General features: G+C 43.4%; 22 protein-coding genes. 14 read left to right on the top strand and 8 right to left on the bottom strand.

The annotated features are described in order from the left end of the window. Positions 1 to 180 precede the first annotated feature (180 nt). Entirely contained in the window at positions 181 to 603 is a 423-nt protein-coding gene (locus tag EKM76_RS08475; RefSeq protein ID WP_125550242.1) for a MerR family transcriptional regulator, read from the bottom strand. Positions 604 to 762: 159 nt separating this feature from the next. Here EKM76_RS08475 and EKM76_RS08470 point away from each other — a divergent pair, with 159 nt between their 5' ends. The 5 genes from EKM76_RS08470 (at position 763) to EKM76_RS08450 (ending at position 5346) form a co-directional block, all read left to right on the top strand. Further along, on the top strand, positions 763 to 2232 hold the full coding sequence (locus tag EKM76_RS08470; RefSeq protein WP_125550241.1) for an MDR family MFS transporter: 1470 nt from the start codon (positions 763 to 765) through the stop codon (positions 2230 to 2232). Further along, positions 2232 to 2963 (top strand): DUF4811 domain-containing protein, encoded by a 732-nt coding sequence (locus EKM76_RS08465; RefSeq protein WP_125550240.1) that lies wholly within the window; start codon positions 2232 to 2234, stop codon positions 2961 to 2963. The genes EKM76_RS08470 and EKM76_RS08465 overlap by 1 nt, the downstream gene beginning before the upstream one ends. A gap of 118 nt (positions 2964 to 3081) precedes the next feature. After that, entirely contained in the window at positions 3082 to 3606 is a 525-nt protein-coding gene (locus EKM76_RS08460; protein ID WP_125550239.1) for a TetR/AcrR family transcriptional regulator, read from the top strand. Further along, positions 3607 to 4668: an ABC transporter permease gene (locus EKM76_RS08455; protein ID WP_125550238.1), complete on the top strand. Its 1062-nt coding sequence runs from the start codon at positions 3607 to 3609 to the stop codon at positions 4666 to 4668. It abuts the gene before it with no gap. 3 nt (positions 4669 to 4671) lie between these two features. Beyond that, complete coding sequence (locus EKM76_RS08450; RefSeq protein WP_125550237.1) at positions 4672 to 5346, top strand: ABC transporter ATP-binding protein; 675 nt, start codon at positions 4672 to 4674, stop codon at positions 5344 to 5346. Between the two features lie 55 nt (positions 5347 to 5401). Here EKM76_RS08450 and EKM76_RS08445 read toward each other — a convergent pair whose 3' ends face one another. The 7 genes from EKM76_RS08445 to rpmH all read right to left on the bottom strand — a co-directional run bounded on the left by EKM76_RS08445 (position 5402) and on the right by rpmH (position 12411). After that, positions 5402 to 6343 (bottom strand): aldo/keto reductase, encoded by a 942-nt coding sequence (locus EKM76_RS08445; RefSeq protein WP_125550236.1) that lies wholly within the window; start codon positions 6341 to 6343, stop codon positions 5402 to 5404. A gap of 116 nt (positions 6344 to 6459) precedes the next feature. Next, complete coding sequence (mnmG, locus tag EKM76_RS08440; protein WP_125550235.1) at positions 6460 to 8367, bottom strand: tRNA uridine-5-carboxymethylaminomethyl(34) synthesis enzyme MnmG; 1908 nt, start codon at positions 8365 to 8367, stop codon at positions 6460 to 6462. Positions 8368 to 8433: 66 nt separating this feature from the next. Further along, positions 8434 to 9825: a tRNA uridine-5-carboxymethylaminomethyl(34) synthesis GTPase MnmE gene (gene mnmE, locus EKM76_RS08435; RefSeq protein WP_125550234.1), complete on the bottom strand. Its 1392-nt coding sequence runs from the start codon at positions 9823 to 9825 to the stop codon at positions 8434 to 8436. 180 nt (positions 9826 to 10005) lie between these two features. Then, on the bottom strand, positions 10006 to 10743 hold the full coding sequence (gene jag, locus EKM76_RS08430) for an RNA-binding cell elongation regulator Jag/EloR (protein WP_125550233.1): 738 nt from the start codon (positions 10741 to 10743) through the stop codon (positions 10006 to 10008). A gap of 248 nt (positions 10744 to 10991) precedes the next feature. Then, a complete protein-coding gene (gene yidC, locus EKM76_RS08425) occupies positions 10992 to 11819 on the bottom strand; it encodes a membrane protein insertase YidC (protein WP_125550232.1) in 828 nt (275 codons plus the stop codon). A gap of 2 nt (positions 11820 to 11821) precedes the next feature. Further along, the gene (gene rnpA, locus EKM76_RS08420) at positions 11822 to 12175 is read right to left on the bottom strand and encodes a ribonuclease P protein component (RefSeq protein WP_125550243.1); all 354 of its coding nucleotides are present in this window, start codon (positions 12173 to 12175) and stop codon (positions 11822 to 11824) included. A gap of 95 nt (positions 12176 to 12270) precedes the next feature. Beyond that, complete coding sequence (rpmH, locus tag EKM76_RS08415) at positions 12271 to 12411, bottom strand: 50S ribosomal protein L34 (protein WP_125550231.1); 141 nt, start codon at positions 12409 to 12411, stop codon at positions 12271 to 12273. A gap of 537 nt (positions 12412 to 12948) precedes the next feature. Here rpmH and dnaA point away from each other — a divergent pair. From dnaA to rpsR, 9 genes are all read left to right on the top strand, one after another. Further along, positions 12949 to 14310 (top strand): chromosomal replication initiator protein DnaA, encoded by a 1362-nt coding sequence (gene dnaA / locus EKM76_RS08410; protein WP_125550230.1) that lies wholly within the window; start codon positions 12949 to 12951, stop codon positions 14308 to 14310. A gap of 203 nt (positions 14311 to 14513) precedes the next feature. After that, a complete protein-coding gene (dnaN, locus tag EKM76_RS08405; RefSeq protein WP_125550229.1) occupies positions 14514 to 15653 on the top strand; it encodes a DNA polymerase III subunit beta in 1140 nt (379 codons plus the stop codon). Positions 15654 to 15962: 309 nt separating this feature from the next. Then, positions 15963 to 16202, top strand: coding sequence for a S4 domain-containing protein YaaA (gene yaaA, locus EKM76_RS08400; protein WP_125550228.1), 240 nt, complete (start codon positions 15963 to 15965; stop codon positions 16200 to 16202). Beyond that, positions 16202 to 17302 (top strand): DNA replication/repair protein RecF, encoded by a 1101-nt coding sequence (gene recF, locus EKM76_RS08395; protein WP_125550227.1) that lies wholly within the window; start codon positions 16202 to 16204, stop codon positions 17300 to 17302. The genes yaaA and recF overlap by 1 nt, the downstream gene beginning before the upstream one ends. Positions 17303 to 17368: 66 nt before the next feature. After that, the gene (gyrB, locus tag EKM76_RS08390) at positions 17369 to 19282 is read left to right on the top strand and encodes a DNA topoisomerase (ATP-hydrolyzing) subunit B (RefSeq protein ID WP_386794888.1); all 1914 of its coding nucleotides are present in this window, start codon (positions 17369 to 17371) and stop codon (positions 19280 to 19282) included. A gap of 72 nt (positions 19283 to 19354) precedes the next feature. Next, entirely contained in the window at positions 19355 to 21931 is a 2577-nt protein-coding gene (gene gyrA, locus EKM76_RS08385) for a DNA gyrase subunit A (RefSeq protein ID WP_125550225.1), read from the top strand. Between the two features lie 271 nt (positions 21932 to 22202). Next, entirely contained in the window at positions 22203 to 22502 is a 300-nt protein-coding gene (gene rpsF / locus EKM76_RS08380; RefSeq protein WP_125550224.1) for a 30S ribosomal protein S6, read from the top strand. Between the two features lie 37 nt (positions 22503 to 22539). After that, positions 22540 to 23088 carry a single-stranded DNA-binding protein gene (ssb, locus tag EKM76_RS08375; RefSeq protein ID WP_125550223.1) on the top strand — a complete coding sequence of 183 codons (549 nt, stop codon included), beginning with the start codon at positions 22540 to 22542 and terminating at the stop codon, positions 23086 to 23088. Between the two features lie 28 nt (positions 23089 to 23116). Further along, a complete protein-coding gene (rpsR, locus tag EKM76_RS08370; protein WP_125550222.1) occupies positions 23117 to 23362 on the top strand; it encodes a 30S ribosomal protein S18 in 246 nt (81 codons plus the stop codon). Positions 23363 to 23535 lie beyond the last annotated feature (173 nt).

Here is a 23535-nt window from a genome sequence, read left to right as displayed (position 1 = left end):
TTGATCTGGTACTTTCTAGCAATCAATACAATCCCTAACGAAGAAGTGAGATAGTCTTGAACCACCTGCAGTTTAAACTGCTTAGTATATTTAGTCATAGTAAAACCCCCGGTATTGGATTCTGGTCCAATACCGGGGGTTCACTTCATCTCACCTTTTTCGTCTAAATCTATTTTATAACTATTTATTCTCTACTAATTTAAATTCAGCGTGACCATCTTGGATCACGCCATAAATGCGCTGGCCATCGTCAAGTTCACCGAAATCCAGCGCCATTTCGCCGGCTAAGTCAGTCGTACCTTCGAAACGCTGCATGATAAAATGACGCATTAATTCATTGCGTTTGGCAAAATCGGCCACTTTTTGCACAGCGGTCGCTAGTGTGTAGCCTTCATCTAAAAATTGCTTGATACCAATGATCCGAATCGTCATTTTTAAGTTATATTGGCGACTAGCGCCATCTTTTTCTGATAAAGAACTGATATAACCACGTTTCTCCCAATAACGCAGTTGCCGCGGCGAAATAGCAGTCATTTGGCTGATTTGACTGATACCAAAAATCAATCGATCAATATCAATGCCTAATTTTTTTTGTAAACTCATATGAAAGCTCCTCCATATCTACGTGTTTGCTAGTCGTATTATCTCACAGTTAACACGCTTGTCAAATATGCAACTATCATTGTCAATTTTCTTGACAATGAAAAGTAGTAGGTCTATAGTGGTCAACAGTGATTTTTTTCATGAAAGAGGGATAATAACATGGCTCAAGCACAACCTTTAGATGCCAACGGCAAACCATATAATCGTGGCCTTTTGCTGGCAACCGTCATCATTGGGACATTCGCGACAGTACTGACGCAAACTTTACTGGCCACCGCGTACCCAACCTTAATGAAGGCTTTTGATATTTCTACCGCTACTGTTCAGTGGCTAACAACTGGATTTTTACTGGTTAACGGGATCATGATCCCAATCAGTGCTTGGCTACTCAATCGTTTTAGTACCAAGTATCTTTATATCAGTGCCATGACGATTTTCTTCATCGGTACTTGGATCTGTTGGCAAGCACCTAATTTCACACTATTACTTACTGGCCGCTTAGTTGAGGCTGTCGGCGTTGGTTTATCCATGCCGCTAATGCAGACCATCGCGCTTTCAATTTTCCCACCAGAACGCCGTGGGGCTGCTATGGGCGCTGTTGGACTAGCCATCGGTTTAGCCCCAGCCATTGGCCCAACGCTTTCTGGCTGGGTCATCGATACTTATTCTTGGCGCGTACTTTTCAGCATGATTTTACCGATCGCTGGAATCGTCATTGTCGCTTCTTTCTTTACCATGCGTAAAGTTTTGGACACTAAAAAATCATCGCTGGATATTTTATCCGCGATTCTTTCTACAATTGGTTTTGGTAGCTTATTGTACGGCTTCTCCGAAGTGGGTACTGAAGGCTGGGGGAGCATGATCGTGATCCTCGGTATCGTGATCGGGATCATCTTTATTGGCCTATTTGCTTGGCGCCAATTAGTTTCAGAACATCCCTTTTTGGAATTACATGTTTTCAAAACGCCTGCCTTCACCATTGCCACAATTTTAAGTGGCGTGGTCAATATGGCGATGGTCGGTGCCGAAATGGTCCTACCAATGTATATCCAAACCGTACGTGGCGAAACTGCCTTTAATTCTGGCTTAACTTTATTGCCAGGTGCGATCATGATGGGGGTTATGAGCCCCATTACTGGACGGTTGTTTGACCGTTTTGGCGCACGCCACTTAGCGATTACCGGGATGACCTTGTTGACGATCGGTACGATTCCGTTTATTTTCTTAACTAAATCAACACCTATGATCAACGTTATTATTCTATACGCTATCCGGATGTTTGGGATCGCCATGGTGATGATGCCGGTTACAACCTCTGGTATGAACGCTTTACCACTGAATTTGATCAGTCATGGGACCGCCGTCAACAATACGTTGCGTCAGGTTGCTAGTTCGGTCGGAACTGCCATCCTGATCAGTGTATTAACTAACGTCACGACTAACAACATGCCCGCGAAGCACGTCTTGCATAACACACCACTACAATACAAAGATCACGCCATGAACGCAGTCGTTTCTGGCTACAAATCTGCCTTCATTGTCGCGGCCTTATTCTGTATCATTGGTTTGTTCGTAACCTTCTTCGTTCATGACAAAAAAGCACCTAGCATCACAGGAGGTGACAAATAATGTTGATCGTACTCGTCTTATTAAGCGCGTTACTGTTTGCAATCATTACGATTTCAACTAACAACAGTAGTGCTACCCGTAATGGTATCGCCGGCCTGATGTTGGTCTTGTTGGTTGGTTCGATTGCCTTGCTGTTCGTCAATGATGATCAACATTGGGGCATGAAAACCGTCACCACCACTACAGAAAAGCCGTTAACTTCAGCAACTGACATGTCGGGTGCCAATCTGTTATTGTATCAGGCATTAGGTAATGGTAAAGAAAAAATCTTTATCTACAAAACTAGTGCCCAGCAGAAAAAAGTTACCACTACGCCTGCAGACATTAAAACGACTAGTAGCGTCACTAAAAGTAGTGCTAAAAACGCAAAACTTGTGACTAAAACAACGCGTTATGTCTATCGTAATGGCTTCTACCGTGCCTTATTTGCCGGTACTGGGAATAATCATACCTTCAAATCACGCCATAATGAGTTTAAAGTTGGCAGTAACTGGGTCGTCCTCAGCACGCAACAAGCAAAACAATTGCAGAAACAAGCTAAAGTAACCGCCGCTAAAACGAAAACCGAATTGGCAGCCGCTGTCAAAGCAAAAATGACTGCAGCACTGCAGCAAAATCCACAAATGACGACTGAACAACAACAGGCGTTACAGAAACAATATACAACTGCGGCGCAAGCACAAGCGCAACAGCAGTTATTGGCACAATTACAAAAAGAATCCTTGAAATAGGTAGATGAAGGTCAGTCAAAAACGACTGACCTTTTTTATTTGCACAACAGTTGACACCGTGTCACCATCCTGCTAATATAATCACATTGACACGGTGTCACTTATTAAGGAGGACAAAATGGTTTCAACCACATTTCTCAATTTAGAAGCTACTAAGCAGGCGCGAATCACTGACGCACTACTCCAGGAATTTTCCACGCATCCCTTGGCTACAGCGCAGGTTGCCCGAATTGTGCAGCAGGCACAAATTGCTCGGGGTGCGTTCTATAAATATTTCACCGACCTACCTGATGCCTATCGCTACCTTTATCAGCAGGCTATGCAGGAGGTTCACAGTACGATCCCGCGAGCGGCGTTTACAACTTTTACCCCCACGATTTATCTGCAAGAAGTGCGCGAATTTGTTGAACAGGCTGGTTCTAGTCGCTATTATGCGCTGATCAAGTATCATTTAACGCAAAATCAGGCCTTGCTAACACCAGCAACGACAGCAGCACCCGCCAACGTACCTAGCAACGTCTGGGCCGCTGGTATTTTAAGCCATGAAACGATCAAGCAAATTTTACTATACCCTGATACGCAAGCAGCGGCATTAAAACGCTTAGCTAGCGCGCTACAAGCAATGGTCGGAGAGGATGATTAGATGTTTTTAGCTTTAAAAGAAATTAAACATGAAAAACTGCGCTACAGCCTGATCATTGCGATGATCGTTTTGATCAGCTACTTGATCTTTGTCCTCACCAGTTTAGCGTTGGGCCTAGCCCGGCAAAACACAGCCGCAATCGACTCCTGGCAGATCGACCGCATCGTGTTGAATCAAGATGCTAACGTTAATCTTAGTCAGTCGCTACTGACCAAGCAGCAATTAGCTGGCATCAAATTAGGCGCTAAGGAAGCTTACCTTGGCCAAGTTGCGGTTGTCGCTAAAGCTAGCGGTCACGCAAAAGATTCGGCACAATTCATTGGTTTAGCTGCAGATCAATTTGTCGCTAAAAATCTTGAATTGACCAGCGGCCACAAACCAACTAATAAACAAGAAATTGTCGTCGATACCGCCTTTAAGGATGACGGCTACCAACTGGGTGACCGTATGCAGCTTAATTCTGCTAGTAAAAGTTACCAAATCGTTGGCTTTACTAAAAACGCCAAATTAAGTGTTGCGCCTGTGATTTATGGTACCTTGACCGCTTGGCGTCAGCTAAAAAACATGGGCCCAACATTCATGGCTAGTGCGATCGTTTCCCAAGATCGTACCTTTACAGCCACTAGTTCACAACTTAAGCACTACTCGACCCAACAATTTATTGATAAATTACCTGGCTATTCAGCACAGAATTCGACTTTCACTTTTATGATCGCCTTTTTAATGATCATTTCGTTGATCGTTATCGCGGTGTTCCTTTATATTTTAACCGTACAAAAGTTACAAAATTATGCCGTACTGCGGGCACAAGGGATTCCCGCGAAAACGCTGGTCGGTGCAACAATTAGCCAAGCGGTGGTGCTAGTGATCAGTGGCTTGTTGATCGGCACCCTGCTGACAGCGGTAACTGCCGCAGTAATTCCCGCCAGCGTGCCGATGACCTTTGATATCCCAATACTGGCAGCCGTCGCACTAGGCCTGATACTTACAGGAATTATTGGTGCGTTGTTCCCAGTGCGGCTGATTTTACGCGTCGATCCTGTCAGTGTCATTGGAGGTTAGAAAATGAGCGCCATTCAATTAACGAATATTAATAAATTTTTCGGTGAAAAATCTAGTCGTGTTCATGTTCTACACGACATTAACTTTGCTGCTGAAGCTGGGCAACTAAGCTTAGTCATTGGTCCATCCGGTTCCGGTAAAAGTACCTTTCTTACCATTGCTGGCGGCTTACAGACGCCCAATAGCGGTAGCGTCCAGCTCGATCAGCAACCATTATATGATCTGAATACCAAGCAGCGGGATTCGCTACGGCTAAACAAAATCGGGTTTATCCTGCAAGCCTATAATTTAGTTCCTTATCTGACTGTTCGCGAACAATTTGGCTTGGCTGATCGGGTCAAAAAACACGGCAACCTAACACCAGCTGAGCTAGAAAATTTATTAAAACAGCTCGATATCACTGAGTTGCAGCACAAATACCCAGCTGAACTATCTGGCGGCCAAAAACAGCGTGTCGCCATTGCCCGCGCATTATATACTGATCCCGCGATCATCTTAGCTGACGAACCCACCGCAGCGCTGGATAGCGCCCGGGTCAAAGAAGTCGGCCGGTTACTAGCTGATTTAGCCCAAAGTCAAAACAAAGCCATTGTCGTGGTCACCCATGATTTACGATTGCGCGATTATGCCGATCAAATCTACGAGATTCTCGACGGTCAAATCAGTAAAACGGTATAGAAAAGGTTCGCTGACAGCTGTCAGTGAACCTTTTTTGCTTGATCAACACCAATTATTATACCGTTGTAAATAACTGATCGATCTGTTGGTATTCAGTTGCTGACAACGCCACAGTCAAAGCCTGCGCGTTAGCCGTGACCTGCGCTGGTTTCTTTGCACCAGGAATAACGACGCTAACTTGTGGATTCTGCACGTACCAAGCCAAAACCACCTGGGCAATGGTCGCCGTATGTGCAGTCGCAATTGCCTGTAGTTGTGCGACCTTTTTAACGATCGTTGTGAAACGAGTCCCTTGAAAATCAGGGTTCTTATGCCGAATATCAGCGCTTGGAAACGTGACATCAGCCGTGTATTTGCCAGTCAACAGTCCCGAAGCTAATGGGAAATACGGCACAAAACTGATCTGTTGTTGCTGCAAATAGGGCATCATATCGCGTTCCGCATCCCGATGTAATAAACTATATTGATTTTCAACCACATCAACATAGCCATCACGATTAGCTTCCTTGACCTGCGCCAAATTAAAGTTAGAAACACCCACCGCACGAACCTTACCTGCCTGTTTTAAATCATTTAACGCCGATATGGCCTCATCTTTAGGCGTTTGCTGATCTGGAAAATGAATATAAAAAATATCTAGATAATCAGTTTGTAACCGCCGTAAACTGTCATCCACCGCTTGACGCAGAAATTTAGGCGTGTTGTTTAATACTTGCTCGCCACTAGAAATATCCTGCGCAGCTTTGGAAGCTACAACCACTTGGTGGCGCTCATAATCTTTTAGCACCTGGCCAATCAATTCTTCGGAGTGACCTAAGCCATAAGCAAAAGCTGTATCCAATAAGTTAATACCCGCATCAAGGCCAGCGCGTACAATTGCCTTTCCCGTTGCATCTTCTAGGTCAGGAAATAGATTAGTTCCGCCAACCGCATTAGCACCAAGTCCTAATGGAACAGCGGTCACCGCCGATTTACCAATAGTTATTTGCTGTGTCATTCTAAAACCTCCTTATCTTCAACCAACCCTAACACTGAATCACTAGTAATCGCAAATATTTGCCACAAAAAAAAGCCTACCACTGTAGACTTTTTTAAGCGCGCTTGAATCCACGCTTAACCAGTAACTTTTGCGATTCGGCCTTGTTCAATGTAAACACTGAGAATGGCAATATCAGCGGGATTAACTCCACTGATCCGCGTTGCTTGGGCAATTGTTTCTGGCTGGATCTTCTTCAATTTCTGATGTGCTTCGGTTGCTAAACCGTTGATCGCGTCATAATCGATATTCTCTGGAATTTGTTTTGCTTCCATCCGCTTCAACTTGGCAACACGCTCTTCGGCCTTTTTAATATAACCTGCATATTTCAACTGAATTTCGATCTGCTCGATCACGCGACGGTCCAACTCAATGGCTGGTGCCGGAATAAATTGGCATACATCGGCGTAAGTCACTTCTGGTCGGCGTAAGAATTCACTCGCTAAGACGCCATCTTTCAGTGGTGTTGCACCTTTTTCAACTAAGAATGCATTCACCGTCGCACTCGGTTTGATACGAACTGAATTCAAGCGCGCTAGTTCACTTTCAAGCGCTGCTTTTTTAGCCAAAAACTTAGTGTAGCGTTGGTCAGAGATCAAGCCCAATTCATGACCTCGTTGTGTTAAGCGTAAATCAGCATTATCATGCCGCAAGATCAAGCGGTATTCAGCGCGGCTAGTTAGTAAACGATAAGGTTCATTGGTACCCTTAGTCACTAAATCATCGACCATAACGCCAATATAAGCATCACTACGCTTAAGAATGAATGGCTCTGCTTCACCTTTAGCCCGTAAACCAGCGTTGATTCCTGCTAGTAAACCTTGACCGGCTGCTTCTTCATAGCCAGAAGTCCCATTCATTTGACCAGCGGTAAATAAATTACGCAAAATTTTCGTCTCTAAGGTTGGCCGTAATTGGTAAGGTTCAACTACGTCATATTCGATTGCATACCCCGGACGCATCATTTGAGCATGTTCTAAGCCGACCACTGAGTGCAACATTTTTTGCTGAACTTCTTCCGGCATCGAAGTTGAAAAGCCTTGGACGTACCATTCTTCAGTGTTACGGCCTTCAGGTTCCAAGAACAACTGATGATGATCTTTGTCAGCAAAACGAACAACTTTATCTTCAATTGAAGGGCAATAACGTGGTCCCACACCTTCGATAACGCCAGAAAACATTGGCGCACGATCTAGATTATCACGAATAATTTTATGCGTGGTGGGGTTAGTATAAGTCAGCCAACAAGAAATCTGATCCTTTAAATAAACTGAATCAGGCGTGTCATAACTAAAATGATTAACCTCTTGATCACCCGGTTGCTCTGATGTAACTGAATAATCGATCGTTGTGCCATCAACTCGTGGTGGTGTCCCGGTTTTAAAGCGGCGTAGCTTGAAGCCATGTTCAATTAGATCCAACGATAATTGGTTTGATGGTTGGGAATTATTCGGACCAGATGAATACATTAACTCGCCAATAATAATCTTCCCGCGTGACGCTGTTCCAGCGGCTAAAACAACACTTTTAGCGCGATAACGTGCCCCGGTATTAGCAACGATGCCGACGCAAGCGCCATCTTCAACCAATAAACGATCAGCCGTTCCTTGACGTAGGGTCAAATGTGGCTGGTTTTCAATTGTATCTTTCATTGCCTGATGGTAAGCGTGCTTGTCAGCTTGGGCCCGTAGCGCGCGAACTGCAGGGCCTTTACCCGTATTCAACATCCGCATTTGGACATAAGTTTTATCAATATTATGTGCCATCTCGCCACCTAAAGCATCGATTTCGCGGACAACGATCCCTTTTGCTGGACCACCAACTGACGGATTACAAGGCATAAATGCCACCATGTCTAAGTTGATCGTTAACAATAAGGTCTCATTACCCATCCGTGCTGCTGCTAAGGCCGCCTCGGAACCAGCATGTCCTGCACCGACTACAATTACATCATAATTTTGCGCGTCATATTCGCGTACTTCCATCGCTTAATTTCCCTCCATCATTAAAATCAAGCGCCACTTCAAGCGCGCTTGATCAGCTCTCTAAAGTTACTTACCTAGACAAAATTGGCTAAATAATTGATTCAATAATTCATCTTGATAGGCGTCACCCGTGATTTCACCTAGTAACTCCCAACTACGCGTCATATCAATTTGAATCAAATCAACTGGCATTTCCGCCTTGATTCCAGCTAAAACGTCCTCTAACGCCTGTTTAGCCTGATTGAGCAAGCCAATTTGGCGTGCATTGCTAACTAAGGTCGTGCTTTGGCTGTTATCAATGCCACCCCAGAATAGATCCGCAATTCGTTGCTCCAGCTGATCCACACCTGTGGCAGTAAGCGCAGAAATAGCAATAATATCCTCGGGTGCTACCGTCTGTTGCAACTCAACTTCATCTAATTTGACTGGCAGATCGGTTTTATTTAAAATAATTAATCGCTTCTTCGCTTGAGTTGCCGTTAGCAACGCTCGATCTTCATCCGTTAAAGCTTCACTATTATCTAAAATCAGCAGTACTAAGTCTGCCTGCGTGATTGCTTGCCGCGAACGTTCAACCCCAATTTTTTCAACCTTATCGCTGGTCTCACGAATACCAGCTGTGTCGATCAATTTTAATGGGACATCACGTACATTAACGTATTCCTCGATAACATCACGGGTCGTGCCCGCAACGTCGGTAACGATCGCCTTATCTTCATGGAGTAAGTAGTTCAATAAACTGGATTTACCCACGTTAGGCCGGCCAACAATCGCAGTTGCTAGCCCCTCGCGCAAAACTTTGCCTTGACTAGCCGTTGCCAGCAGCTGCTCAATTTGTTTTTTGACTGTCGTTGCTTTTTCCAGCAACATTTGCGTTGTCATGGTCTCCACCGCATCATACTCGGGATAATCGATGTTTACTTCAACCTGGGCCAAAGCATCAAGGATTTCCTGACGAATATTTTTGATCAAGCGCGATAGATTACCGTCAAGCTGGTTAACTGCTACTTGCATGGCGCGATCAGTTTTAGCGCGGATCAGATCCATTACAGATTCTGCTTGGGTTAAATCGATCCGTCCATTGAGAAAAGCGCGCTTAGTATATTCACCAGGCTCCGCTAAACGTGCGCCATGACTGAGCAGTAGCTGTAAGACATGATTAGTCGCCACAATGCCGCCATGTGTGTTGATTTCAACCATTTCTTCACGTGTATAAGTCTTAGGTGCCCGCAACACGGAAACCATGACTTCATCGACCACTTCACCATTTTCCGGATCAATGATATGGCCATAATTGATCGTATGACTAGCGACACTTTGCAGATCGCAACCTTTAAAAATCTTACCTGCGATCGGTAAAGCATCCTCACCTGATAAGCGAACGATCGAGATCGCCCCTTCACCCGGCGGCGTTGAAATAGCTGCGATCGTATCAAACTCTGTGGTTGTATTCGCCATGAAATAACTTCCTTCCCATTTTTTTCAACAAAAAAAGCGCCTACACCACGCCCCTTGGTTTTCGGACGTGACAAAGCACCTTGACTACTTTATCGAACTCATATTTATGCCTACTATAAAAGTTGACTTACCATTTGTCAACAATTTTTTCTTTAAATGGCTAGTTAAGCGCGCTTAACTTTAACCAACGTGTGGCTTGGGCGCAATTACAACATAGCGATGTGGTTCGTCCCCTTCAGAAAAAGTCGCTACATGGGGGCTATCGGCTAGATGTGCATGAATTTGTTTGCGCTCAAATGCTGGCATTGGTTCCAACAAAGTCGCTTGGCCAGTCGCAATCGCTTCCCGCGCCGTTTTATCAGCTAAGCGCGCTAGAATTCCGTTACGCCGTTCGCGATAATCGCCAACATTCAGCAACAAAACAAATTTCGAATGCGCATGGTGGTTAAGATAGACTTGACCTAAATATTGGAGCGCGTTAATTGTTTTACCATGATGGCCGATCAGTAGTCCTTCTTTTTCAGTTGTTAGCTGAATCGTCAATCGATTCTTCGATGCTCGTTGTACTGCTAAGCTGGCTGGCGCATCGATCGCAGTCGCCATAGCCGTCAAATAAGCAGTAACTGCTGTTAGTGCCTGATCATCATCATGCTTATGCGCTGGGGTCATTTGCTGGGGTTGCTCAACCGTCGCCGCAGCAACAGTATCGGTCGCTGGCTTAACTACTGGCGGCAACACTGTTTTAGCCGGTACAGTTAAAGCAGTTAATGAAACAATTGCTGGCTTACGACCTAGTCCCAGAAATCCTTTGCGCCCTTCTGACACGACCTCGACATTAACTGCATCCCGCTCCAAATTTAGATGGGTCAGCCCTTTTTGAATGGCAGTTTGGATCGTGCTTCCTTCAAATGTCGCCATAAATAAAAGCTCCTTGTCTTTTCGTTTTCTTCAGTCAAATTTTAGAATTAATATTTGGCTACTGGAAATAGATTGCGCTTATTTAAAAACTACCTGCGTCATAACTACAGACACCTTTTTAGACACTCTCTAGTCTACACAATTTTAGCAGGCAAAACCAGTCACCCCAACTCAACTAAGTTAATTAAAAAAGCTGAAACCAAAATCGCTTTGGTTTCAGCTACTTAACTAAATTATATCATTAAAGACTATTTACGCTTTTTACCACGCCGTGCCTTGGTCAGCTGGCGCTCAAGATCACGCTTTTTCTGCTCTTTCGCTTCCCGTTCAGCACGTAACTTAAAGGGATTCATTAATAACAAAGTTTGCCCAACTGAAAAGGCGTTGGTGACGACCCAGTAAACCGCTAATGCTGAAGGTAAACTTAACGCCATGAACAAGATCATGACTGGCATCCCCCAGAGCATCAGAACGTTCTGGATCCCTGTTTGCTGTGCCTGCCCCATCATTGTCAGTTTAGAGGTGGCAAAGGTCAAGACCGCCGCTAAAATTGGCAAAATAAAGTATGGATCTGCTTTGCCCAGTTCCATCCATAAGAATGTGCCTGAACGTAAGACAGAAGTTCGCTGAATTCCTTGGTATAAAGCAATCAAAACTGGCATCTGCACCACTAATGGTAACATGCTGGCAAAAGGATGCACGCCAGCATCCTTGTACAGTTTCGACATTTCACCTTGCAATTTCTGTTGTGTATCGACGTCACGTGAAGAATATTTCGCCTGCAAAGCCTTCATCTGTGGCTGAATATCCATCATCTTGCGCGAACTATTCATCTGATACTGCATTAACGGTAAAATAATGATGCGGATAATAATGGTAAAGACAATGATCCCGATACCGTAGCTGCCACCAAATAAATTGGATAACCACACGATTGCGCGCGAGAAATTCCAAATAATATAGTGATCCCAAAAACCAGTACTGCTACCAGTTACCGGTTTAGTACTACAACCAGCTAAGAATAAAACTAAGGTAAAGAGCCCAGCACCGCCGAGCAGTCGCTTCTTCTTTTTCACGCTTATTCCCTCACTTCATCCGTTAGTAAGTCAGCCAGAGTCAAGACGTGAATAAGATTAGCCTTAGCCTCTACCTGGGTTAGTCGATCCGCGTGTGGCCGCGCGATGACTAAAAAGTCGACGTCTGTTTTTAATTGTGGCTTTAGTTCTTGCAGGCTTTGGCGGATACGTCGCTTCACCTGATTACGATGAACCGCATTACCTACGCGCTTGCCCACTGAAATACCAACTCTAAAATGCTTTTGCCCCGGCTTCTCAAGCTTATATACCACATAATTACGATTAGCTTTAGAATTCCCGGCTAGGAAAACAGTTTGGAAATCAGCTTCTTTTTTGACTCGATAAGATTTTCTCATGACGTATTTGATTACTCCAAGTTCCATATGTACTGTGAGCAACCAAATACGGTTACTCACCAAAAATAATAAAAAAGACCACTAGGGTCAGTGGTCTATGCAGACAATACTTTTCTGCCTTTTTGGCGTCTACGTTGTAAAACATTACGACCAGCGCTAGTGCTCATTCGTTTCATAAAACCATGGACACGTTCACGATGACGTTTCTTTGGTTGGTATGTGCGTTTTGTTGACATGTGCGATTAACCTCCTCGCAAAAAATAAGTTTTAAAGCATATTAAATCTATTTAATCAGTTATTTTCTAGTATAACGAACTTAATACACTGACGTCAATAGCAATTACCAGAATATAATAGCATATCCCGGCTTTAAATGAAACTCAAAAAAAATAAAGTTATCCACAAAACAAAGTTAATAAATCACTTTTCCTGTGGATATCTTGTTGATTAAGCCTTTACTTTTGAAACGCAGCGCACAACGTCTTCCCCAACTTATCCACAAAATAACAAGCTGGTAAAAGTCTATCAACTTTTTATTTATTTCTGTGCATAAGTCGTGAAACATTCACTATATCAGCATTGCTTATTAACATTACTTTGTTATCAAGCTCATTTTTATAGCTAGTTATTCACAAGCAAAGCCTGCCTGTGGATAACGTTTTTAAACAGCTTGTTTATAAGTTTACCCAACTTCTTCCTTCCAACGAAAGTTGTGGAAAACTTTTTTATAGAATGCTAAAATAAAGATATGTTTTTAAAAAGGAGGCGTTTTTGTGCCTGAATTGGAAGATTTATGGGCGATAATTCGGGATGAACTTCAGCGTTCGCTTACCCCCGTGGGGTATAAAACCTGGGTCACCACTGCGAAACCGATCGCGTTAAACCAGAATCAGCTCATTATCGAAGTTCCCGAAGATCTACAAAAAGATTATTGGGAACGCAACTTGGCTACAAAAGTGGTTGAATACGTTTATCAGCATACTGGCGGCGAAATTACACCGATCATTCAGACTGCCACGCATGATGAAACCCCACTGACCACTACCATATCGCCGAAAGAAGAAGTTGGGGAGCGCAACACTGCAACAATTACCCCAACTTTTATGCGGCCAACGCATTTAAATAGTCGCTATACCTTTGACACTTTCGTGACGGGTAAAGGTAATCAAATGGCTCACGCAGCTGCGCTAGTCGTTTCAGAAGAACCGGGGACGATGTATAATCCGCTGTTCTTCTATGGTGGTGTTGGTTTAGGTAAAACCCATTTAATGCACGCAATTGGCCATCAGATGTTAACTTTACGACCAGAGGCTAAGGTTAAGTACGTGACCTCAGAGGCTTTTGCCAATGATTTCATCAATTCGATCCAAACGCGGCAGCAGGAACAGTTTCGGCAGGAATATCGTAGCGTCGACCTATTATTAGTCGATGATATTCAGTTTTTTGCTGATAAAGAGGGAACACAGGAAGAATTCTTCCATACTTTTAACGCTTTATATGATGATAAGAAACAAATTGTTCTGACTTCAGATCGCTTACCTAATGAAATCCCTAAACTACAAGAACGCTTAGTTTCACGCTTTAAGTGGGGGTTATCTGTGGATATTACGCCACCAGACCTGGAGACCCGGATCGCAATTTTGCGTAACAAGGCCGATGCTGAGCAATTACGGATCCCCGACGAAACCTTAAGCTACATTGCCGGGCAAATCGATTCCAATATTCGTGAATTGGAGGGTGCTTTAGTGCGGGTACAAGCTTACGCCACAATGAAGCACCTAACGATTTCAACTAGTTTAGCGGCTGATGCTTTGAAGAACCTCAAATTAGCTGGTAAGAATAATGGCCTATCAATTGCCGATATCCAAAATGAAGTGGCTAAATATTATGAAGTGTCGGTTGCTGATCTAAAAGGTAAGAAACGCGTTAAAACTATCGTTATGCCACGACAGATCGCCATGTACTTAGCTCGTGAAATGACCGATAACTCCTTACCTAAGATTGGTAAATCATTTGGCGGTAAAGATCACACAACCGTTATTCATGCGCATGAAAAAATTGCACAGGCTTTAGACCAAAACGAGCGACTACAAAATGACATTCGTGAACTAAAAAATAATTTACGTTCAAATTAGTCATGTGGATAAGTGGCTGGTTACTCACAAAGATATCCACAGGTTGTGCACATGTGGATATCTTTCGTATCTAAGCCGTTTCTGTGTTTTCCACAGCATTCACAGGGCCTACTACTATTACTTTAAAATCTTTTATATAATATAACTAACGCTAACCATTTATGGTTAGGTGTCTGTACCCAAAAAAGGAGGTTCTTCAACCAATGCAATTTTCTATTAATCGCTCACTATTCGTTAAAAACTTAAATGATGTTCAACGGGCAATTTCATCTAAAACAACTATTCCCATATTGACGGGGCTAAAACTCGTCTTGACTGAAGCTGGGTTGATGTTAACTGGTAGTGATGCTGATATTTCCATTGAAGCTTTTATCTCCGCTGATGATGAAAAAAACGAACTTGAAGTTGGTTCAACTGGTTCGATCGTGTTACCAGCACGTTTCTTTGGTGAGATCGTTAAGAAATTACCTGAAGATAATATGACTTTAGAAGTTAAAGATAATTTTCAAACGGAATTACGTTCTGGTTCAGCGGCTTTTACGATCAATGGTCTCGATGCGAACAATTATCCTAACTTGCCAGTGATCGATACTGACAAACCGATCGTTTTAGATGCTGCCGTTTTGAAACAACTGATTGCGCAAACCGTAATTGCGGTTTCCAATCAAGAAAGCCGGCCGATATTAACCGGGATCCATTTAGTTTTAGCTGACCAAACGCTATTAGCCGTTGCGACGGATAGTCATCGTTTGAGCCAACGTAAAATTAAATTAGATATTGACGCTGATATCCACTATGACGTCATTATTCCTGGTAAGAGCTTAGTTGAACTGTCGCGGACACTTGGGGATGACGTGGAAACCGTTGAGATGCGGATCGCTGAAAACCAAGTTCTCTTTGTTGCGGGTACTACTTCCTTCTATTCACGTTTGTTAGAGGGAAATTATCCAGAAACTTCGCGCTTGATCCCAACTAGTTCTTCGACCCAAGTTGATTTCAATGCGCCACAATTATTATCGGCCATTGAACGGGCTTCTTTGTTGTCACACGAAAGTCACAACAATGTGGTTAAATTAGCTCTAGATCCAGCGACGAGCCAAGTAACGATCTATGGGAATTCCCCTGATGTCGGGAACGTAGAAGAATCATTAAACGGTCAAAATCTTGCTGGTGAAGCATTAGAGATTTCGTTTAATCCTGATTACATGAAGGATGCGTTGCGCTCATTTGGCCAAACTGAAATTCACGTTGCATTTACTTCAGCGCTGCGACCATTTACGTTGGTGCCAACTGAAGACGCCGATCATTTTATTCAATTGATCACGCCAGTACGAACATTTTAAGGTTGAAATAGTGTCGCTTAATGGCGACACTATTTTTTTGTGCAAAATATTTGATAAAAAAACGCTGATTGGGCTTATATGCGCCTGTTTTTTATTTTTAGCCCTTTTTATCATTGCTAGTGTCTTTTGATTATTTTAAATTAGATTGCGTTAGACGGCTAAAATTAGCCGATTCAATTGTATTTTCACTAATAAAAAGGTATAATGTAGAGAGTATTAAAACGGTCATTGATCGTTTTACAGTCTATGAGCAAGGTGGCAGTCACTAATTTGGCGCCTTTTTCATAATGGAAGCGTGGGGATAAGGATTTGAAGAAAATTGTCTACCTCGAGACAGCTTATTTAACGTTAGGTCAACTATTAAAGGATCAGGCCTTGATTGATTCTGGCGGACAAGCTAAGTGGTTTTTACGTGAGCAGACTGTTTTTGTAAATGGAATACCGGAGGATCGACGCGGCCGTAAGTTAGTCGCTGGCGATGCGGTTGAAATTCCAGATACAGGCAGCTTTTTTTTGCGGACAGCAACGGATGATCAGGATGTTGACTGATGTACCTCGATCATTTGCAGTTAACTGATTATCGTAACTATGCACGTCTGGCTGTTGATTTTTCGCCAGGCGTTAACGTGTTGCTAGGTGAGAATGCGCAAGGTAAGACTAACTTGCTGGAGGCTATTTATGTGTTGGCGCTGACTAAAAGTCACCGCACCCATAATGAAAAGGATTTTATTAATTGGCAGGCTGATTTTGCCAAAATTACTGGTCTAGTGCAAAAAAGTAGCGGTAAGGTGCCGTTGGAATTGGTGATCAGTAAAAAAGGTAAGAAAGCCAAAATCAATCATTTAGAACAGGCTAAGTTGTCACAATATGTTGGCCAACTAAATGTGATTTTGTTTGCACCGGAGGATTTATCCTTAGTTAAAGGGGCACCAGCAGTGCGGCGCCGTTTTATCGACATGGAATTCGGCCAAATGAGTCCTAAATATTTATACAATATTAGTCAATACAAGTTAGTTTTGCGGCAACGCAATCAATATTTAAAACAATTAAAGTATAAGCAAGCAACTGACCGGGTATTTTTAGAAGTGCTATCGGATCAATTAGCAGAATATGGTAGTGCAATTATTCAGCAACGACTTGATTTTTTAGCCAAGTTGGAAGGTTGGGCACAGATTTTGCACCATGACATCAGCAAAGGTCGCGAGCAGCTAACCTTTGAGTATGTGACGCAACTTAAGGCGGATCATTCGTTGCAACAAGCATTACATACCGATGTAGATCATGAGATCGAGCAAGGCACGACTTTAGTCGGTCCGCATCGGGATGATGTTCGTTTTTTAGTTAATGCTAAAAACGTGCAAACGTTTGGCTCACAAGGCCAGCAGCGAACCACAGCACTAGCAGTTAAATTAGCCGAAATTGATTTGATGAAAGAACAAACTGGTGAGTATCCAGTGTTGTTGCTCGACGATGTGTTATCAGAACTTGATGATACGCGGCAAACTCACTTACTAAAAGCGATCCAGAACAAGGTGCAAACTTTTCTGACCACGACCAGTTTAAGTGGCGTGGCTAAAACAATGATCGAAGCACCGCGGGTATTTCAGATTGCCCAAGGTCAATTACAACAGACGACAGATTCGGAATGATCAATCGACTATAGGAGGAAAACTTACTTGACGGACGCAGAGAAAAAAGAAGAACGCTTAGAAGAGCTGGCTAAGTCGTATGACGCGAGCCAGATTCAAGTCCTTGAAGGCTTAGAAGCAGTACGTAAACGGCCAGGGATGTACATCGGGACGACTTCATCACAAGGTCTCCATCATTTGGTATGGGAAATTGTGGATAATGGTATCGATGAAGCCTTAGCTGGATTTGCCAATGAGATCAATGTAACAGTTGAAAAAGACAACTCGATCCGCGTAACCGATAATGGTCGTGGGATCCCCGTTGATCTGCAACAAAAAACAGGTCGGCCTGCAGTTGAAACGATTTTTACCGTACTTCATGCTGGGGGTAAATTTGGCGGCGGCGGATACAAAGTTTCTGGCGGTCTGCATGGTGTTGGTGCCTCAGTCGTTAACGCATTGTCGTCTAAATTGACCGTTGAAGTGATCAAAGAAGGCCATCGTTATGATATGGACTTTGCACGGGGGAAGGTCGCCCACCAGTTAAAAGATGTCGGGACTGCGCCTGAGCACGAACATGGGACGATCGTTCGTTTCTGGCCCGATCCAGATATTTTTCAAGAAACTACCGTTTATGATATTAAAATTCTAACGACGCGCATTCGTGAGTTGGCCTTTTTAAATAAAGGCTTACGGATCACCATTGAAGATTTGCGTGGTGACGAACCAAGTCGGCAAGAATTTCATTATGAAGGCGGTATTAAAAGTTACGTTGAATTTCTAGACGAGGGTAAGCAAGATCTATTCCCAGAACCAATCTACGTTGAGGGGATCGAAAAGGGTATTACAGTGGAAGTCGCACTGCAATACACCGAAGATTACCACACTAACTTGATGACCTTCACCAATAATATCCATACGTACGAAGGTGGTACCCATGAAGCTGGTTTTAAAACAGCCTTGACCCGGGTGATCAATGACTATGCGCATAAAAATGGATTGATGAAGGACAACGAAGGTAATTTATCCGGTGAAGATGTCCGTGAAGGCATGACGGCAGTAGTCAGCATTAAGCATCCAGACCCACAATTTGAGGGTCAGACTAAAACTAAATTAGGTAACTCAGATGCACGGACCGTGACTGATCATACTTTTGCGGAAACATTCTCACGTTATTTGATGGAGAATCCGAAAATTGCTAAACAAGTCGTCGACAAAGGACTATTAGCATCAAAAGCACGCTTAGCTGCTAAGCGCGCTCGGGAAGTGACACGGAAAAAATCTGGCTTAGAAATTAGTAATTTACCTGGTAAATTAGCGGATAACTCCAGTAAAGATCCTGAAATCTCTGAATTGTTTATCGTCGAAGGGGATTCTGCCGGTGGTTCAGCTAAGCAAGGGCGTTCGCGCTTAACGCAAGCGATTCTGCCGATCCGCGGTAAGATTTTGAACGTTGAAAAAGCGACCATTGATCGTATTTTAGCCAACGAAGAAATTCGGACATTGTTTACGGCGATGGGGACTGGCTTTGGCGATGAATTTGATTTGTCTAAGGCCCGCTATCACAAGTTGATCATCATGACCGATGCCGATGTTGATGGTGCGCATATTCGCACGTTGCTATTGACCTTGTTCTATCGCTTTATGCGGCCAGTGGTTGAAGCTGGTTACGTTTATATTGCGCAGCCACCGTTGTATCAAGTACGCCAAGGTAAGATGCAACGCTACATTGATTCTGATGAGGAATTGAACCAAGTTTTGGGCACGTTACAACCTAGTCCTAAGCCAGTGATCCAGCGCTATAAAGGGCTTGGTGAAATGGATGCCTCACAATTATGGGAAACAACAATGGATCCCGATTATCGGCGGCTATTACGGGTCGATGTGACCGACGCCAAGGAAGCCGACGAAGTCTTTTCAATGTTGATGGGCGATAAAGTCGAACCACGGCGGAAATTCATTGAAGATAACGCACATTATGTTGAAAATTTGGATGTCTAAATTTGTACTTACCGCTAGGCTGATTTTTACAATTAATTTAGCGTAAACGTGTTTGAAGGGAGTTAATAGTTAATGGCAGATGAACCACTAAATCAGCGGATTCAAGACGTCAATTTAGCCAAAACCATGCGGACCTCATTCCTAGATTATGCAATGAGTGTTATCGTGGCACGGGCTTTACCTGATGTGCGTGATGGGCTAAAGCCTGTCCATCGGCGTATTCTTTATGGGATGAGTGAATTAGGGATCACCCCGGACAAACCATATAAAAAATCTGCCCGGATCGTCGGTGACGTTATGGGTAAGTATCATCCACATGGTGATTCAGCGATTTATGAATCGATGGTGCGGATGGCACAAGACTTTAGTTATCGTTACATGTTAGTTGATGGACACGGGAACTTTGGCTCTGTCGATGGTGACGGCGCAGCTGCAATGCGTTATACCGAAGCCCGGATGAGCAAAATTGCTACCGAAATGTTGCGCGATATCAACAAAGATACCATCAATTATCAAGATAACTATGACGGTAGCGAAAAGGAACCCGTTGTTTTACCGGCACGTTTCCCTAACTTATTAGTTAATGGGGCAACGGGGATCGCCGTTGGTATGACGACCAATATTCCACCGCATAACTTAGCTGAAGTGATCAGCGGGCTGCACATGTTGATGGATAATCCTGATGTGACCACTGCCGATTTGATGGAAGCCATTCCTGGGCCTGATTTTCCAACTGGTGGTCTGGTCATGGGTAAATCTGGTATTCGCCGAGCTTATGAAACCGGGAAAGGCACGATCACTTTACGGGCTAAAACCGAGATTCAGGAAGAAAAGAACGGCAAAGAGCGTATTATTGTTGATGAAATTCCGTATATGGTCAACAAGGCAAAATTAGTTGAACGGATCGCTGAATTAGCCCGCGACAAGCGGCTAGAAGGTATTACTGACCTAAACGATGAATCTGATCGTGATGGGATGCGGATCGTCATTGATATCCGGCGTGATATGTCGGCGTCAGTCGTTTTGAACAATTTATATAAATTGACCCCAATGCAGACGTCATTTGGCTTTAATATGCTGGCCATCGTTGATAATGCGCCGCGGTTATTGTCGCTGAAGGAAATCTTGCAATATTACCTGAAGCATCAAGAAGAAGTGATTCACCGGCGGACTGAATTTGATTTGCGCAAAGCCCAGGCGCGCGCGCACATCTTAGCTGGTTTGCGAATTGCTTTGGATCATATCGATGAGATCATTCGCATCATCCGTAGTTCAAAAACGGGTGAAGTGGCGAAAGCGTTACTGATCGAGCACTACGAATTAGACGATAAGCAAGCACAAGCTATTTTAGACATGCGCTTGGTTCGTTTAACTGGTTTGGAACGCGATAAGGTCGAGGCTGAATATTCAGAATTGATGAAAAAGATTGCGGATTATGAAGATATTCTGGCTAAACCAGAGCGAATCCACAATATTATTTATCAAGAATTATTGGAAATTCAGAATAAGTTTGGCGACAAACGGCGGACGGAATTATTGATCGGTGAAGTGTTGAGTCTGGAAGACGAAGACTTGATCGAAGAAGAAGACGTTGTGATCACCTTGACCCATAATGGCTACATCAAGCGTTTGCCAGCATCTGAATTTAAGACGCAAAATCGTGGTGGCCGCGGAATTCAAGGTATGGGGATCCATGATGATGACTTTATTGAACATTTAGTCTTCACTTCGACCCATGATATGTTGTTATTCTTCACCAATACCGGTAAAGTTTACCAGGCTAAAGGCTATGAAATACCTGAATATGGCCGGACTGCCAAAGGTATCCCAGTGATCAATTTATTGGGCATCGATTCTGGTGAACGCATCCAAACGGTTGTGAATGTAGCCGCTGATGCCAGCGATAATTATCTGATGTTTACCACGCGTGAAGGGGTTACTAAACGAACTGCAGTTAGTGAGTTCCGCAATATCCGGAGTAATGGGCTTAAAGCCATCACGTTGAAGGAAAGCGATGAACTGATCAACGTTTGCTTGACTGATGGCAAGCAAAACATCATTATCGGGACGCATTTAGGCTACGCGGTCAGCTTTGCTGAAACGGCGGTGCGTTCAATGGGCCGCTCAGCAACTGGGGTCCGCGGGATCCGGCTGCGCGAAGATGATTACGTCGTAGGTTCCGATATCTTGGCGCCTGACAGCGAAGTTCTGATCATTTCTGAAAAGGGTTATGGTAAACGGACACCAGCTGCGCAATACCCAATCAAGGGTCGTGGCGGTAAAGGGATCAAGACCGTTAACGTCAGCACGAAAAATGGTCCGTTAGCTGGTTTAGCGACGGTCAAAGGTGACGAAGACATTATGCTGATCACCAATACTGGTGTCGTGATTCGTTTCCACGTTCGTGACGTTTCACAAACTGGTCGGGCAACACTTGGCGTACGCTTGATTCGGGTCGATGATGAGGCCATGGTTGCAACCATGACTAAGGTCGCTGCTGCAGATGAAGAACCAGCAGCTGATACTGAAGGTAAAGCGGAAAATGATGCTGTAATCGGTACTACTGAAGCACCAACTGAGCAAAATTCAGCACAAGTGGATGAATTAGTCCGCCGGGCTGAATCTGATCAGGATGACGATCAAGAATAATTTTAATTTTTTTAAAAATATAAAAGCATTTTCGCGTAGTTTATCTATAGACGACGAGGAAATGCTTTTTTGTTGAGTGCTGTTGATTGAGGCAATTTACCGATGGTTTAAAAGTTGACGACAGATCGAGCTGATTTAAAAAAAAGAAAACAAAGTTGAAAGTTCAGGTGGCGCATGCTATAATTTTACTTTGTGAGTATCTAAAGTTTTAGATTCTCCTTGTTCTTACATTTGGGTAAGGACCTTAAAGACCATAAGGAGGTGAACAGTCATGGCTCAATCAAAGAAATATGAAATTCTTTACATCGTGCGTCCTGATATTGATGACGAAGCTAAAACAGCTTTAGTTGAACGTTTTGACGGTATCTTACGCGATAACGGTGCTGAAGTGGTTGAATCAAAGGACTGGTCGAAACGGCGCTTAGCGTACGATATTAAGAAGTATCGCGAAGGTTTATACCATTTAATTAAGGTAACAACTGACGATGATGCACCACTTAATGAATTCGACCGTCTGGCTAAAATCAGTGACGATATTTTACGTCATATGATCACACGCGTAGAAGACTAATAAACATTAAAAATTTTTAAGAAGGGGGAGCGATAGAATGATCAATCGAGTAGTCCTGATTGGACGTTTGACCCGTGATGCTGAATTACGTTATACCAGTGGTGGTGCAGCAGTTGCTTCATTCACTTTAGCAGTTAATCGCCAGTTCACTAACCGTAATGGCGAACGTGAAGCTGACTTTATTAATTGTGTGATGTGGCGTAAATCAGCCGAAAACTTTACTAATTTCACCCATAAAGGGTCATTGGTTGGTATCGAAGGACGGATTCAAACACGGAATTACGACAATGCTGAAGGCCAACGTGTCTACGTAACCGAAGTCGTTGCCGATAATTTCTCACTGTTAGAATCACGTTCTGCTGATGAGCATCGCCAACAAGGCGGTGGTCAAAGTAACGGTGGTTATAACAATAATAATCAAGCTAACAACTTTGATAGCAGTAATGCATTCAATCAAGCTCCTCAATCAACAACTAATTCAGCGCCTAGCAATGGTCCTGCCAGCAGCGCAAATAGCAATCCTAATGATCCATTTGCAAATAATGGTGAATCGATTGATATTTCCGATGATGACTTGCCATTCTAGCACTGGTAATTTGAGGGAGGAATAAGCTATGGCTCAACAACGTAGAGGCGGACGTCGTCGTCGTAAAGTTGATTTTATCGCTGCTAATCATATTGAACATATCGATTACAAGGATACTGACTTATTACGTCGTTTTATTTCAGAACGTGGTAAGATTTTGCCACGTCGGGTTACTGGCACAAGTGCTAAGAACCAACGTAAAATTACAATCGCAATCAAACGGTCACGGATTATGGCATTATTGCCATTCGTTTCTGAAGATACTGGTATGTAAGCATAAATCCGGGGAAACCTGGATTTTTTTTATGAAAAGAATTAAAAAATGAGTATACAAAACAAAAGGGTAGCCAAAGCACAAAAAAATTTGTATACTCAGGTTGTTATCGGATTCAATTATTAGTTGAGATCAGAGCCTGTTGCGAGCGCTCTGATTTTTTTAGTTCCTGA

Origin of the sequence: Loigolactobacillus zhaoyuanensis (assembly GCF_003946385.1) — a bacterium.
Classification (GTDB): domain Bacteria; phylum Bacillota; class Bacilli; order Lactobacillales; family Lactobacillaceae; genus Loigolactobacillus; species Loigolactobacillus zhaoyuanensis.
Note: the sequence above shows the minus strand (reverse complement) of the source record. Positions and strands in the feature narration are given on the sequence as shown.